Origin of the sequence: Bacillus sp. FSL W8-1127 (assembly GCF_038006725.1) — a bacterium.
Classification (GTDB): domain Bacteria; phylum Bacillota; class Bacilli; order Bacillales; family DSM-4216; genus Bacillus_O; species Bacillus_O smithii.
The window spans coordinates 1,753,516-1,767,581 of the sequence record NZ_JBBOVU010000001.1; the positions used below are offsets into that span (position 1 = coordinate 1,753,516).

Genomic DNA, 14,066 nt, shown 5'->3' on the forward strand with positions numbered 1-14,066 from the left:
GGGGCCAGCTTCTTCTTTATTTCCGAACTCCGTTATTCTTGGTTCATCGTAAACGTTTATTCAATGCCTGGAAACCATCCTGGTGTCGAGATGATTGCTTGCCAAAGTGGATCAGGAATCATTAAGCGTTTCTGATCATTTTTGTTTAACTTTGTGGCAATCTCGCTTTCTCTGCCTTGTTTCACTTTCTCTACCCAATCTGGTTCTATAATCAGACCTCTACCCAAAGCAATCAACGGAATGCCCGTTTGCAGAGCCTTTAACGCATCATTAGCTGTGTAAATCGATCCTACACCGATGACAGGCACCCGATCTCCTGCTTGTTCTTTGATCAGTTCTATTCTCGGCCGCTTGTCCTCCACCCCGCGTCTCGGTGTCGACCAGAAATCTGTAAGCGAAACGTGAAGATAATCCAAATGTTTATCAGCCAACGCATCCACTAATTTCAAGGTGTCTGCCATCGTGATTCCAGGTGTTTCAGGTTCTTCTGGCGAAAAGCGATATCCAACGATGAAAGGATCTTTTGCATACGTTTGGACGATTCTTTTTACTTCATCCACAACTGCAAGCGGAAACGCAAGGCGTTTTTCTAAGCTTCCTCCCCAGCGGTCCTCGCGACGATTGGAATGCGGTGAGAAAAATTGTTGAATAAGGTAGCCATTGGCTCCGTGTATTTCCACACCATCAAATCCAGACTCAATTGCCCGTCGAGTCGTTTCTCCAAAATCTCGGATAATCGATTCGATTTCAGCATCCGACAACTCTCTAGGTACGGGCTGTCCAGCAGGTGCCGCACCTCGTTCTGCCGGGACAGCGCTCGCACTTACAACGTCCCCATTCGGAACGAGCTCCGGAGGACATAAGCGACCGCCATGGAAAATTTGCAAAACGGCTTTTGCTCCAGTTTCTTTAATTGCCGTCGCCAATCTTCGCAAGCTTGGAATCATGTCGTCGCTATTTCCGGCGAATTGGCCAGGAAATCCTTTCCCATTCGCTGTCACGTATGTACAAGCCGTTATAACCATACCCACACCTTTTGAACGGCGAACATAATATTCCACTTCCTGATCCGAAACAGTTCCATCCGGATTCGAAGAGAAATTGGTCATGGGCGCCATTACAATTCGATTATCCAACTTTATTCCGTTCGAAAAAGTAAAGGGTTCGAATAATGGTGTATATTTAGAATTCATCTATACTGTTCCTCCAATCATCTACTAAACTAAGATTGTAAAATGATTGAAAGGAAACAACTCAACTACCGCTAGCTGTTTCCTTTATCATAAATTCCAATCATTATGATTTTTTTATCATGAGCAATTGAACTAAATTGGTTGAAATTCAGCACCTGCTTGGATAGCTTCACACAAGACGATCTCAATTCAAGGTCGATAAAATCTGATTATTGGCATTTCTACATGATCATTCAATTGTAGTCTTTCATATCACCATATTATTTCTTATATGAGCGTCCTTCATTCAGTCGTTCCATACCCGAATTGTTCTTCTATTGTCAGCCTCTTGAATCAGTTCTCTTCAGTCCGTTTCTATCCTTTGGACAAACGGAATTTTTCATATCCGATTTTTGATTGTCGCTTTTTAATGTTGACAGTTTCGCAGACAATTCCATGAACCATTCTTCATCTTTTGTCAAAAGAGCCAAATCGATTAAATAGAGAATTTCCTCTTCGCTCATCGTATCGGAGAGAGCTAATTTTTCAACGTTTTTTTCCAACATTCCGATCGTTTTTCCGACCAATTTTTCATTGTCGGACTTTACAACGGTTACTTTGACCACCCCCCTCAAAGGATCCGTCATATCTATATAACCTTGTAGCAATTCTCCATTACGGGTCTTCCCTTTTACCCAATCTCCTATTTCCAATCTGAAATTGCTGGCCATTCAGATCCCCTCCTCTTTTTTGTTCACGAAATGCCTTTTATTTTCATCGTTCTAGGCGAAAAATCTGTAACAATAAAATTTACAGTATGATGAAAAAAGAAAAAATTAAATCAATATCACGGATATTGTTTAATTTTTGTCAAGTTTAGAATCATTCGCTATCTTGTCTGAACAAGTCTGTTTTCTTCTTAGGGGCTCATTCATAGTATACCATAACCAATGCTTATTTCTTTAAAACAACTCCATTTTCATAAGCAACTTCTCTGTAAAATCATTCTCACAAAAACCATCACTTGCTTGTAGGTGTTCAACCAACAGTCCTATTACCGTCAAAGTAACGACAGAGATTGTCGCCTGCCCTGAAACCTACTAAATCGATCCTCATTAAGAAGATTACTGCAATTCTAATGGATACAGTGATGGATGTCAAACAATTGAACTTCGTAAAACTTTTAGAATCTGATGATCTAATGAACCTCCCGCCACTTATAGAAATGGGGGTTTCTTCTCTGCCAAACATAGAAACTTCCACGAAACACCTTTCGGCGTTTCTCTTCTTCGAAAGATGGGAATCTTCCACGTTCTAAAAGAAGCTACACCTTGCGGTGGGTGGGGTCGCACCATCTACTACTCCCCGTTTATGCGGGTCGTAGATACGTTGGAATCTTCTCCTGTCCCCAAGGTTCAAAGGAACCGTATAACGCTTGGCTCAAGATATTCTTTGCTCCATGAATATCCCGATGAGAAGTGTATCCACAATGGCAATGATACATTCGGGTGCGCACTTTCTTTTTTCGTTGGCAAACAGGACATGTTTGACTGCTGTACGCTTCATTCACAAACGTTACCTTGATACCTTTGCTTTGGCATTTGTATTCCAGATATTGCTTTACTTTGCCAAAGCTCCAGTTGGAGAGTTTCTGATTGACGTTTTTCCGTCTTTTCTTTTTCGTGTGTCTCTGTACCCCTTCGGGATTGCCGACATACACATCCGAAACGCTTTGTTGGATGCACCAATCTACAAACGCTTTGGTGGTTTTGTGAAAGGCATCTCGCAACTGTCGTTCACTTTTCGAAAGGATATACCGCTTCGCCCGTTGGTATTTCTTCCACCTCCGAGAGCCTTTTTTGCATTGGCTCTGAAGTTTTTGCAATTCTCGAAGTTTCTTGTTGCGAAGACGGTGGGTACTGCGAAGTTTCCGACCTGACAGAAGAACACTTTCCCCATTGTCGCAAAACAAAGCAATGGTATGAATTTCGCCCATATCGACTGCTGCGGAGTGTTGAGGCGTATAAGGAAGAGTTTCTTGCCCATCGTCATACGATACCGAAAGGTATAAACCATGGTCATAACACAATTCGATTTCTTTAATGGTTCCTTTCGGCAAATTTTTGGCATAGACCACCAGCGGTGGAATGCGTTTACCGCCATGTGTACCTAACGACAAAGTTATTTTCCCATTATCAGAAATGGTGAAGGCTTTGTCTACCCACTTCGTATTGAAGTATTTCTTTTGTTTATAGGGATACTTAGCGGTTTTGATACCCTTTTGGATAGCTTTGTGAGTGCTGTCTCTGGCAAAAAGATATTTATGAGCCACCGCTTGGATACTTTGACTGTGTAAGCGATATTTTCCTTTGAGAAGGGCTTGCAATTCCGTTTTGCCAATCCATTTTTTGTGTTGAAGGTAGTAATTTCTAGCTTCGGTGAGACAATCATTCCAAATTTGAGCGGAAATTCGATTACATTCCATTAGTTGCTGGATGGTGTCTTTCGAAGCGGAAAAATACACTTTCTGTCCTCGATACATGGTGAGATTCACCTCCTTTTTTTTATGTTTTTGTTATTATAGTAGGATAGAAGAGAAAATAAAATAGCGATTCATCCCCCACCTAAAGAGGAAGGGGATGAATCACTATTCTTGTTAAAATGGTATCCTTTGAGCCGAGAACTGACGAATCCATACATTTGGCGTTTTTCATCCATTTTCTGTGCAAAAAAGAATCAGAACCTCTTCATGATATGATATTTTGCGGTTTAAAAAGAACAGTTATGGATCTAATCCAAAGAGAAAATGTTCCTATTGAATCTTATTCTTTATGGAAGGTTTTTGATTGTATATGAACCCACCATCGTTTCCATAATAAGATTATCCGTGAATGAAAAGGAGGTTTTATATATGAATATACAGAGGGCTAAAGAAATTGCTGCATCCCCCGTTATGGCAAATGTGACATACGAAGGAACGCCTGTCTATATCCAACAGGTAGATGAACAAAACGAAAAGGCCAGAATCTATCCCCTCGATCAACCGGAACATGAACAAACAGTTCCCTTATCCGAATTAACAGAACATGAAAACCATTAGGTTGGTAAAGCTATTTAAAACGCTTAGCTTCTATTTAAATTCCTGTTTTTAAAAATATCCCCCTCATATAACGGAGGGGGATAATGATGGACGGGTAAAGGAATTACCGGTAAATTTCGCCGCCGGTTTTTCTAAATTCATCTGCTTTTTCTTTCAACCCTTTATCAATCACAGCTTTCAACTCAAGGTTTTGTCCTTGCGCCATTTCACGGATGTCATGAGAAATTCTCATGCTGCAGAATTTCGGACCGCACATAGAACAAAAATGGGCTGTTTTCGCGCCTTCCGCCGGCAAAGTTTCATCATGGTATTCCATGGCTCTTTCCGGATCGAGAGAAAGATGAAATTGATCCCGCCAACGAAATTCAAACCGCGCTTTCGAAAGAGCATCGTCCCGTTCTTGAGCCCCTGGATGTCCTTTTGCTAAATCCGCTGCATGCGCGGCGATCTTGTAAGCGATGACGCCTTCTCTTACATCGTCTTTATTTGGCAAACCTAAATGCTCCTTTGGTGTTACGTAACAGAGCATGGCTGTTCCGTACCAACCAATCATGGCTGCACCGATCGCTGATGTAATATGATCATAGCCCGGTGCTATATCCGTCGTTAAAGGTCCTAATGTATAGAATGGCGCTTCATGACAAATTTCCATTTGTTTATCCACATTTTCTTTGATTTTGTGCATAGGGATATGCCCCGGTCCTTCAATCATCACTTGAACATCATGCTTCCAAGCGATTTTTGTAAGTTCTCCTAATGTTTCCAGTTCCGCAAACTGTGCTTCATCATTAGCATCGGCAATGGATCCCGGACGAAGCCCGTCTCCTAACGAAAATGAAACATCATACGATTTCATGATCTCACAAATTTCTTCAAAATGAGTATATAAGAAGTTTTCTTCATGATGAGCAAGGCACCATTGAGCCATGATGGAGCCGCCTCGAGACACAATACCTGTTACACGCTTTGTTGTTAACGGTATGTAGCGCAGCAGAACGCCGGCATGAATTGTAAAATAATCCACTCCTTGTTCCGCCTGTTCAATTAACGTATCGCGGAACACCTCCCAGCTTAAATCTTCCGCGACCCCATTTACTTTTTCCAAAGCTTGATAAATCGGCACCGTCCCGACAGGAACCGGACAGTTTCGAATAATCCATTCACGAGTGGAGTGAATATTTTTCCCGGTGGAAAGATCCATCAACGTATCCGCTCCCCAACGAGTAGCCCAAGTCATTTTTTCCACTTCTTCATCAATGGAAGACGTAACAGCTGAATTCCCAATATTCGCATTAATTTTCACATGAAAATTTCTTCCGATGATCATGGGTTCACTTTCTGGATGATTAATGTTAGCCGGTATAATGGCACGCCCCTTAGCCACTTCTTCTCGTACAAATTCAGGGCTGACATTTTCTCTTATAGCGATAAACTCCATTTCCGGAGTAATGATTCCATTGCGGGCATAATGCAATTGAGTCACATTTTTTCCTTTTTTGGCACGTAAAGGTTTTCGTTTTAATCCTGGAAAAACAAATTGTTCGGCTCTCGGGTCCTTTTTTTGATAACCGTTATCTTCCGGTTTCACTTGACGGCCTTCATATTCTTCCACATCATTACGTTCCAAAACCCATTTCCGACGTAATGGAGGCAATCCTTTGCGAATATCAATCGACACATTTGGATCTGTATAGGGCCCGCTGGTGTCGTAAACACGCACTGGGCGATTTTCTTCTTTGCCAAACGATCCGTTCGTTGGGCTTAATGCAATTTCGCGCATAGGCACTCGAATATCGGGCCTAGACCCTTCCACATAGACTTTTTTGCTTCCCGGAAAGCCGGACATAATAGAAATCGCATCGTTGCTTGAATGGTTGACCATTAGACAATTCGCTCCTTTTTAATAGTTTAAAAAGGACAAAATCTAGAGTCCACCCACAGCATGAAAAACCCGGGCCTTTATGGCAGACCCGGGAAATGTTAGTATGAAGCATCCGCAAAAATAGGTTTTCATCTTAAAATACTAACTTCCCCACGCTGGTATGAACCAGATCAGGTCCTGAGGGTTAAGAAACTTCATCGTGTTTCTTTCTCAGCCCAACTCATTGGACACCCCTAGTTTGAATTCCATATTCACTTACAAAAAGAATATATACGAAACTACAAAATTTGTAAAGAATAATTTGAAATTTTTTTCGTTTCATTCGAGATTGAAAATACAACAAGATTTAGACTTTTATCCTACTCCATTTCGCGTTAAAAAATAGGCCTTTTAGACTGGATTATTCTTAAATGGATCCCATTTTGTTAAGAAAATGTAAAGATTTGATTATATATAGTAATATTTTCCTTTTATTGTTATAATTTTCATGACAAAAATTCGACAAATATAATACTCGGAGGAGAAAAACAACCATGTTGAGACTAACAATTAAACAAAGATTAGTAATGCTAGTGTCTATTTTTATACTTTGTCTAGCAGCATTCGGAGTATACTTTATTTCCTATCAAAAAAAGAATTCTGAAGAAGTCGTTCGTATAGAAAAAATGAAAGAAATACAAAAATTACTTACACATATCCAATATAGATTAGCAGGAATTTCAAACGATGAACGAGGCTATTTACTGACGGGCGACAAGTCATTTGAGTCAGAGACGGAGCAAAAAAAAGCAGAAATACAAAAAGATCTGTCTGCCATACGAAAATTATCTAACGACAATGATCTGAATCATCTTTTATCCAATGTCAATAATACTTTACAACAATATTATCAGTTAAAAGATGCGATGTTTTCTGCAAAAAATCTAAATGAAGCAAAAAATATTCATTTTAATGAAGAAAGAACGTTACGAAAGCAAAATTTAGACCCTCAAGTAGAAAAGCTAGTAGAATCAATGAATAGTCATGTTCATTCGGAATTGACGTCTATCAAAAAATCAAATCAAATGTATCAATGGATCCTGATCACTGTTTTCATCATTGTGTCGGTCATTTCGATCTTTATAGGGGCCTTTTTCATTTCTTCCATCATTCGTCCATTGACGAAAATTCAAAAACAGTTAGATGAAATTTCCAAAGGAAAAGGAGATCTTACGAAAGAACTTAAGATCAAGTCAAAAGATGAAATTGGTCTTTTAGCCAACTCATTTAATCAATTTCTGTATAGTTTACGATACTTAATAACGAATGTCGGGGAGAGTGCCAATAAAGTAAATCAATCTTCTGAAACGCTGCAAAAAACATCGGCTGAAGTATTAGAAGCAACGAAAGAAATGAATAGACATATTCAAGAAGTTTCAGCTAACGCAGAAAACCATAGTGAAATGTCTAATCAAAGCACGATAGCAGTGGAAGAGATGGTAACGGGAATTAATCATATTGCCGATAGCGCTTCCAACGTCTCAGAATTAGCTACAAGTGCATCACAAAAAGCCAGTGAAGGGAAAACTGAACTGGATAATATGGTGAAGAATATCGAGTCTCTTCGTTCCGTTGTGGATGAATCGGTCAATAGCATCTATCGTCTCCAAGACCAATCAAGTAAAATTGGAGAGATATTGAAAATGATACAAAGCATTTCAGATCAAACCAATCTTTTAGCATTAAATGCATCGATCGAAGCAGCAAGGGATGGAGAAGCTGGAAGAGGGTTTGCAGTTGTTGCCAATGAAGTCCGCAAATTAGCTGAACAATCCTTACAATCAGTGAATCATATTGCCGATATCATCACGAAGGTTCAAGATGAAACAGAACGTACCGTCCAGCTAATAGGCGATGTGAAAGATCATATAGTGGTCGGAAGCACTTCTGCTAAACAAACTCAATCAAAAATTCATGAAATTATACTCTCTTTCGAAGAAATATCTTCTAAAATACAAGAGATTTCTGCTACAACGGAAGAATTATCTTCCAGTTCAGAAGAAGTTTCCGCAGCTGTTAATGAAATGAATGAACTTTCACAAAATGTCAGTGCCATTATAAGTAAAATTGCGAAATTCTCTCAAAACCACACTCAAAACATTTTGAGCGTCCAAGAAGATGCCGATCATTTATCAGACATGTCTGTTCAATTAACAAGTTTGGTTTTTAAATTTAAAGTGAACTAAAATTTCCTAACAAAAAAAGGCGTGGAAAGAGCCCTTCTTTATGTTTGAAGGGCTCTTTTAATGTCTTATCCCTCATTTCAACCATCATTTTTTCAAAACAGTCTCTTCAAATTAAAAAAGTAATACAACTAAATGGTTCCATCTTTATTGTAAGCAGGTTTCAAAGCTATGAGAGTATAATGGAACTTACTAGAAACTGAAAAGTTGGTTAGGGTTTAATCTTCTGTTTTTTCGTTCCATATTTCAGATAAAATCTCATAGGAACGCAGTCGTGCTGAATGATCATATATGTGAGATACCACCATTAATTCATCCACTTGTGTTTTATCTAAAAATTCTTGGAGTTCTTCTTTTACCGTCTTTTTCGATCCAACAAAAGTATAATACACTTGATGGCGGACGGCTTCTTTTTCAAATTCATTCCACATTCCATCCATACTTTCAACAGGCGGTTGCAAAGGCTTGGAAGTCCCGCGTGTCACACCTAAGAAGAATTGATATAAAGAGGTGGCTAGACGTTTCGCTTCTTCATCCGTGTCTGCAGCGATCACGTTCACACATGCTAACGCATACGGTTCTTTTAGATTTTCAGATGGTTGAAATCGATCTCGATATATCTTGAGAGCGTCGAAAATATGTGTTGGAGCGAAATGACTCGCGAAAGCAAAAGGCAAACCGAGCAAAGCCGCAAGCTGAGCGCTGTAAGTACTTGAACCAAGCAACCAAATAGGAACATTTAAGCCTTCGCCAGGAATCGCTCGAACATAAGATTTGCGATTACTTTTAGACGAAAAATAATGGAGTAATTCCTGTACATTTTTTGGAAACTCCGAATCAGATCCTTTTAAATGACGTCTTAACGCCATCGCCGTCATTTGATCTGTTCCGGGTGCGCGTCCTAATCCTAAATCAATTCGGCCGGGATACAAAGACTCTAATGTGCCAAATTGCTCAGCAACAACAAGAGGAGCGTGATTTGGCAGCATGACTCCGCCAGATCCTACTCTAATTGTAGATGTTCCTCCAGCAATGTAACCGATTAAGACAGAAGTAGCGGAACTTGCAATCCCTTCCATATTATGATGTTCTGCCAGCCAATAACGCTTAAATCCCCATTGTTCCACATGTTGAGCAAGATCTAAACTATTCCGAAAAGAATCAGCTGGTGTTTTCCCCGATAGTACCGGAGCTAAGTCCAAAACAGAAATTTCAATGTCATGCAATCTTTTTTTGTTCGTTTTCATATCCATACCAATTTTCCTCTCATAAAAATTCTATATATCTATATATTTAGATATACTAATTATAATGATATAGGCAAAATTTTTTTGCCTATAAGTCCTTATCCAATTGTTCAATAAATTCCCGAATCATTTTTTCATTGCGTCGGTAATACGTCCATTTTCCAATCCGTTTTGACTCCAAAAGCCCTGCTTTCTGCATCATCAACAAATAATTTGAAACGACAGATTGAGCCAAGCCAGCCTTTTCTTGTATATCTCCTACACAAACTCCCCCTTTAAAATCGTCATGATTCGGTACATGCAAATGAGGGCCAAAATGTTGTTCAGGATGTTTTAACCATTTTAAAATATTATATCTTGTTTCATTGGAAAGAGCTTTTAACATCATCATGGTATCCATAGTTTTATTATAACCATATTTTTCGAGATATCAAATCACCTACTGCTTATCATCTTTTTCAACGGAAAACTTTCGAACACCCACCCCTTACAAAAATCAATGGAAATGGAACGCTATATATATATTGGACTAATACAAAAGGAAAGCGAATGAAAATATCATTCGTACTCCATTTTGGATTTCTTTTGACTGAAAAATAAAATGGCATCCTTTTTTAAGTATTTATTTTAAAAATGATGTGAATATTTTTGTTAAATAAGCTAAAATGATGACGATTGCAATTGACAATCAGTTTCCATTCGCGGATAATTTAGAAACAAGAACATACATTCCCTTATTTCTTATAACGAAGCTGAGGGTTGTTCTTTTATGTAGAAAAGGAGTTGATTTAATTGGAAAATCAAAAAATTACTACGTGTTTCATGTTCAATGGCAAAGCTGAAGAGGCAATGAATTTTTACACCTCTGTATTTCACCCATCAGAAATCAACAGTGTTTTCCATCATGAAGATGGGTCGGTATTACATGCGACATTCACGTTAAAAGGACAAACATTTATGGCGATCGATAACAATAAACAAGAACACCCTTTTACACCTGCAATGTCACTGTTTGTAAATTGCGATAATGAAGAAGAAATCAACAAAGCATTTGAGCAGTTGTCTCAAAACGGCAAAGTTTTAATGCCTTTATCTTCTTATCCTTTTAGTGAAAAGTTTGGTTGGGTGGAAGATCAATATGGTGTATCGTGGCAATTAAACCTTGCAAAAAGCTAACTGCTCAATGGTTGCTCTTAAAGGATAAAATTAGACCATTTTTTTTACCACCGTTTACATAATGAATGGTGGTATTTGTGTTTTTTAGAGTATGACAATATTTTGCTTTTTACAGTTCCGCAAATATTTAAATAATAAAATCATAAAAGGCACTCAATTGGACTGCCTTATGGTCATTAATAAGATTGAATTTTATTTAATATGTCATTTGAATTTGTTGTGAATAGGATATATGTCTCTTTTTTCGTTTTAATGACTACTCTATCCGTCGTAGCAAAAGGAGTGCCGATTCTTATCTTCCCCGGCGTACGTGTTATCAAGTGATATCCCTTCGATGTCGGAAATGGGGATTCCACCTTCGTTAACTGCCATGTGATCACAATATGATTACTTCCTTTTTACGTTTATTCCTAACATGATCTTCACCGCCATTTTTAAATTATTTACAAATATTACCTATCATGTCACGCCATGAAAATTTGATACTCTCACAGAGTCCCCATTCCCTTACAATCTCCAAATGAGTCTACATTTTCGTCGGTCACTTTTTCAATTATCGTTTGATGAAAAATGAGGGCAGCTATTTACCGGCCGCTTGCATTTTTGGTTTAGAAGGCTGTGTCCGAGCTCAAGCACAGTGTTCTTCTTTTTTTCTTCCAGATTAATCTCGCTTATGCTTTGTGGCTAAGAAAAAATCATAGATAAACCAATATACGATTGGAAAAAGGACAATAGAAATAAATTTATATTCAGTCGGGACAAATTTATAAATCAAAATCATAATGATCACAAAAATAATAAATGCTTTCCATCTATTAGTTTTAGACAAATGAGCCAATTCCTCCTACATATAATCAATAATATCTTCAAAAATGGTGGTTTTATTGGTTCATGACATTCTAATCCAAACGATCTATTCTTGTATTAAATGAAAACCAATATAATATGGTTTTTATCTTTAAACAGCTCTACCATCATTCTTTCACGAACCAAGCAACCAACGAATATTCATATCTAAACTACTTGTATAGTAGTTATTCATTTATTGAGCTTTTTTAGAACCTCCGGGTTGGCAATTCTTATTGGATGATTATGGATAAAATAAGAGACAATATTTTCTATCGACACAGTCAAGAACTTATTAAACATGTTATCTGTTTTCCACCCAATATGAGGAGATAGGATGACATTATCCAATTTTAATAATGGACTATCCGGACTAAGGGGTTCTTGAGAAAATACGTCAAGTCCTGCTCCACCAATTTGTTTTTCTTTTAAAGCGTGCACTAATGCTTCTTCATCCAATACATCTCCTCTAGATGTATTAATAAGGAAAGCATCTTTCCTCATCAGGTTAAAATGACTTTTAGTAAGTAATTTTCTAGTTTCAGGTACCAATCTTATAGCTATCACAACAAAATGTGATTGTTGTAAGAGATTTTCAAGAGAAGTATAAGCAACGCCTTGTTCCGAGGCCCTTTCCTGTGTTAATCGCGGTCCCCAAGCTAAAACGTTCATATTGAAAGCTTTTGCCACTTTAGCAACCCCTGAACCAATTTTTCCTAAACCAATGATTCCAATGGTCTTACCTTCCAAACCAAATCCAACCGAACAGGGCCAATTCCCGCTTTTCATTTCTTGATGAATTGTGATTAATTGTCTTGAATAAGCAATCATAAATCCAAAAATTAATTCAACTACCGCAGCAGAGCCGCCTGGAGTTGTAGATACAGGAATATTTAAACGATTTGCTTCTTCCATATCAATATGAGCTAGACCTGCACCCGTTTGGGCAATAAGTTTTACTTTTTTTAGTTGTTGTAAGATTTCCTTTGTAAATTTCGTTCTTTCTCTAATAGGGATAATTATGTCTGCATCTGAAATGCGATTGATCAGTATTTCATTTGTTGGCTTATCATGGTATATCTCTACTTCAAAATGTTTTTTTAAAATCTCTAACTGTGGATTGCAGAAAAAAGACTTCTCCCAATCATCTAAGATAACGACTTTCATACTATTCCCTTCCCTCTTCCCTCAATGGACTCTAATACACTGTTTTGTTGAAAAAGAACCTTTACCACTGATACAAAAAGAGTAATAACGGACACTAGCAATAGAGGCATCATATCGGTTGATAGACTTTCTCCTCCAAACGTCAAAGTGTAGTACCCGTTAGCAACATAAGAAGCAGGTAAAAACGAACCTATAGTTTGATAAAAGTTAGATAGCATTTCTTTTGGAACGATCACTCCAAACGTGACCAATTGCAGTGAAAGGGATAAAATATTGAATACCATACCGGCGAAACCAAATAAAACGACAAACATTTGTGTGAAGCTTAAGAAAGAGAAAAAAACTAATATTTGAAATATACTAGCTTTAAATATAGTTTCATTTAAATGAATATTAAAAATATTTAAAAACAACAAAGTAATAACCGCTAATAGAATGGAAGCATCAATGTTAATAACCTGTCTTGTTAAAAAGATAGACCATTTACTGTAAGAATTTTTTAATTTTTTGCAACAATATGAAGATTAAGACTCATAATCATAGCCCCTACCCATGAAGAAAGAACTACTAATAAAGGAACCATCGTTACCGCAAAACCTTTTACATTGTTCACTTTTTCAATAGATGCTTGAACAGAATGAACTTTTAACGACTGAAAGACTTCTGAAATGTTGCTAGATAAATGTTGGGCTACCTCTTTAGATGGAATTTCATTCTTTATTTGATTAGACAAATTGGAAACAATCACCTTCTGTTTATAAGTATATATCTTTTCATTCATTTTTTCCGTAATATCCTTTGATGTGTTCCATCCATGATTTGTTTAGCTAAGGAAGAATTAGCTTGATTAATCAAATACTTTATCTCCGTTTCATCATTCTTCTGCAGTTGACTTGTGAAATTCTCAGGAATTTGAATCACCATATCCAATTTTCGTTTATTCATTTCTTTTTTTGCTGAATCAACCGAATGGTAAACTTTCGTTTTAAACGGTAAATTTTCAATGAGAGTCTTTTCCATAGTTAATCCAAGTTGGTCGTCTTGGTTAACTAATCCCACTTTCAATTGATGAACCCGATCGGTGACGCCGTCATACGCAGTCATCCATACGCAGAAAAAAATAAGCAGAAAAACAAATGCAGTTAAAATCCCAATAATAGTTTCGGAATGTTTAAAAAATCCTTTTAATGTTTTCATGTTCATCCTCTTTATTATTAAAGCAAGTACATACTTGCAATTTATTTAAAAATTTTT

General features: G+C 37.6%; 15 protein-coding genes and 1 riboswitch. Of the genes, 3 read left to right on the top strand and 12 right to left on the bottom strand.

What is annotated here, in order from left to right; genetic code table 11:
* Nucleotides 1–56: 56 nt before the first annotated feature.
* From NST12_RS08360 to NST12_RS08370, 3 genes are all read right to left on the bottom strand, one after another.
* A complete protein-coding gene (locus NST12_RS08360) occupies nucleotides 57–1,193 on the bottom strand; it encodes an NADH-dependent flavin oxidoreductase (RefSeq protein ID WP_270584704.1) in 1,137 nt (378 codons plus the stop codon).
* Between the two features lie 320 nt (nucleotides 1,194–1,513).
* The gene (locus NST12_RS08365) at nucleotides 1,514–1,903 is read right to left on the bottom strand and encodes an IDEAL domain-containing protein (RefSeq protein ID WP_270584703.1); all 390 of its coding nucleotides are present in this window, start codon (nucleotides 1,901–1,903) and stop codon (nucleotides 1,514–1,516) included.
* A 638-nt stretch (nucleotides 1,904–2,541) separates the two neighbouring features.
* Nucleotides 2,542–3,714: an RNA-guided endonuclease InsQ/TnpB family protein gene (locus NST12_RS08370; RefSeq protein ID WP_341029584.1), complete on the bottom strand. Its 1,173-nt coding sequence runs from the start codon at nucleotides 3,712–3,714 to the stop codon at nucleotides 2,542–2,544.
* Between the two features lie 369 nt (nucleotides 3,715–4,083).
* Between NST12_RS08370 and NST12_RS08375 the strand changes: the two genes are divergently transcribed.
* A complete protein-coding gene (locus NST12_RS08375; protein WP_270584668.1) occupies nucleotides 4,084–4,272 on the top strand; it encodes a small acid-soluble spore protein H in 189 nt (62 codons plus the stop codon).
* Between the two features lie 103 nt (nucleotides 4,273–4,375).
* Here NST12_RS08375 and thiC read toward each other — a convergent pair whose 3' ends face one another.
* Entirely contained in the window at nucleotides 4,376–6,154 is a 1,779-nt protein-coding gene (thiC, locus tag NST12_RS08380; RefSeq protein WP_327798289.1) for a phosphomethylpyrimidine synthase ThiC, read from the bottom strand.
* A 130-nt stretch (nucleotides 6,155–6,284) separates the two neighbouring features.
* Nucleotides 6,285–6,399, bottom strand: a riboswitch (TPP riboswitch).
* Between the two features lie 420 nt (nucleotides 6,400–6,819).
* Between thiC and NST12_RS08385 the strand changes: the two genes are divergently transcribed.
* A complete protein-coding gene (locus tag NST12_RS08385) occupies nucleotides 6,820–8,379 on the top strand; it encodes a methyl-accepting chemotaxis protein (protein ID WP_429771026.1) in 1,560 nt (519 codons plus the stop codon).
* A gap of 215 nt (nucleotides 8,380–8,594) precedes the next feature.
* Here the strand turns inward: NST12_RS08385 and NST12_RS08390 are convergent, their stop codons facing one another.
* Nucleotides 8,595–9,629 (bottom strand): LLM class flavin-dependent oxidoreductase, encoded by a 1,035-nt coding sequence (locus NST12_RS08390; protein WP_327798288.1) that lies wholly within the window; start codon nucleotides 9,627–9,629, stop codon nucleotides 8,595–8,597.
* An 82-nt stretch (nucleotides 9,630–9,711) separates the two neighbouring features.
* Entirely contained in the window at nucleotides 9,712–10,023 is a 312-nt protein-coding gene (locus NST12_RS08395; RefSeq protein ID WP_270584671.1) for an ArsR/SmtB family transcription factor, read from the bottom strand.
* 392 nt (nucleotides 10,024–10,415) lie between these two features.
* Here NST12_RS08395 and NST12_RS08400 point away from each other — a divergent pair, with 392 nt between their 5' ends.
* Nucleotides 10,416–10,799: a VOC family protein gene (locus tag NST12_RS08400; protein WP_270584783.1), complete on the top strand. Its 384-nt coding sequence runs from the start codon at nucleotides 10,416–10,418 to the stop codon at nucleotides 10,797–10,799.
* Between the two features lie 176 nt (nucleotides 10,800–10,975).
* Here the strand turns inward: NST12_RS08400 and NST12_RS17100 are convergent, their stop codons facing one another.
* The 6 genes from NST12_RS17100 to NST12_RS08425 form a co-directional block, all read right to left on the bottom strand.
* Nucleotides 10,976–11,179, bottom strand: coding sequence for a SunI/YnzG family protein (locus NST12_RS17100; protein WP_445662326.1), 204 nt, complete (start codon nucleotides 11,177–11,179; stop codon nucleotides 10,976–10,978).
* A gap of 281 nt (nucleotides 11,180–11,460) precedes the next feature.
* Complete coding sequence (locus tag NST12_RS08405; RefSeq protein WP_327825046.1) at nucleotides 11,461–11,628, bottom strand: hypothetical protein; 168 nt, start codon at nucleotides 11,626–11,628, stop codon at nucleotides 11,461–11,463.
* Nucleotides 11,629–11,837: 209 nt separating this feature from the next.
* Entirely contained in the window at nucleotides 11,838–12,812 is a 975-nt protein-coding gene (locus tag NST12_RS08410) for a D-2-hydroxyacid dehydrogenase family protein (protein WP_270584094.1), read from the bottom strand.
* Entirely contained in the window at nucleotides 12,809–13,096 is a 288-nt protein-coding gene (locus NST12_RS08415) for a hypothetical protein (RefSeq protein WP_341029589.1), read from the bottom strand. Before NST12_RS08415 ends, NST12_RS08410 begins: the two co-directional genes overlap by 4 nt.
* Before the next feature lie 215 nt (nucleotides 13,097–13,311).
* Nucleotides 13,312–13,593, bottom strand: a complete 282-nt coding sequence (locus tag NST12_RS08420; RefSeq protein WP_341029590.1) for a hypothetical protein — start codon at nucleotides 13,591–13,593, stop codon at nucleotides 13,312–13,314.
* Nucleotides 13,590–14,009 (bottom strand): YhgE/Pip domain-containing protein, encoded by a 420-nt coding sequence (locus tag NST12_RS08425; protein WP_341029592.1) that lies wholly within the window; start codon nucleotides 14,007–14,009, stop codon nucleotides 13,590–13,592. The genes NST12_RS08420 and NST12_RS08425 overlap by 4 nt, the downstream gene beginning before the upstream one ends.
* Nucleotides 14,010–14,066: the final 57 nt, after the last annotated feature.

Excerpts from the sequence above, each read along its gene's own strand:
- NST12_RS08360 (WP_270584704.1), bottom strand. The coding sequence starts at position 1,193 with ATGAATTCTAAATATACACCATTATTCGAACCCTTTACTTTTTCGAAC.
- NST12_RS08365 (WP_270584703.1), bottom strand. The coding sequence starts at position 1,903 with ATGGCCAGCAATTTCAGATTGGAAATAGGAGATTGGGTAAAAGGGAAG.
- NST12_RS08370 (WP_341029584.1), bottom strand. The coding sequence starts at position 3,714 with ATGTATCGAGGACAGAAAGTGTATTTTTCCGCTTCGAAAGACACCATC.
- NST12_RS08375 (WP_270584668.1), top strand. The coding sequence starts at position 4,084 with ATGAATATACAGAGGGCTAAAGAAATTGCTGCATCCCCCGTTATGGCA.
- thiC (WP_327798289.1), bottom strand. The coding sequence starts at position 6,154 with ATGGTCAACCATTCAAGCAACGATGCGATTTCTATTATGTCCGGCTTT.
- NST12_RS08385 (WP_429771026.1), top strand. The coding sequence starts at position 6,820 with ATGAAAGAAATACAAAAATTACTTACACATATCCAATATAGATTAGCA.
- NST12_RS08390 (WP_327798288.1), bottom strand. The coding sequence starts at position 9,629 with ATGGATATGAAAACGAACAAAAAAAGATTGCATGACATTGAAATTTCT.
- NST12_RS08395 (WP_270584671.1), bottom strand. The coding sequence starts at position 10,023 with ATGGATACCATGATGATGTTAAAAGCTCTTTCCAATGAAACAAGATAT.
- NST12_RS08410 (WP_270584094.1), bottom strand. The coding sequence starts at position 12,812 with ATGAAAGTCGTTATCTTAGATGATTGGGAGAAGTCTTTTTTCTGCAAT.
- NST12_RS08415 (WP_341029589.1), bottom strand. The coding sequence starts at position 13,096 with ATGGTATTCAATATTTTATCCCTTTCACTGCAATTGGTCACGTTTGGA.
- NST12_RS08420 (WP_341029590.1), bottom strand. The coding sequence starts at position 13,593 with ATGAATGAAAAGATATATACTTATAAACAGAAGGTGATTGTTTCCAAT.
- NST12_RS08425 (WP_341029592.1), bottom strand. The coding sequence starts at position 14,009 with ATGAAAACATTAAAAGGATTTTTTAAACATTCCGAAACTATTATTGGG.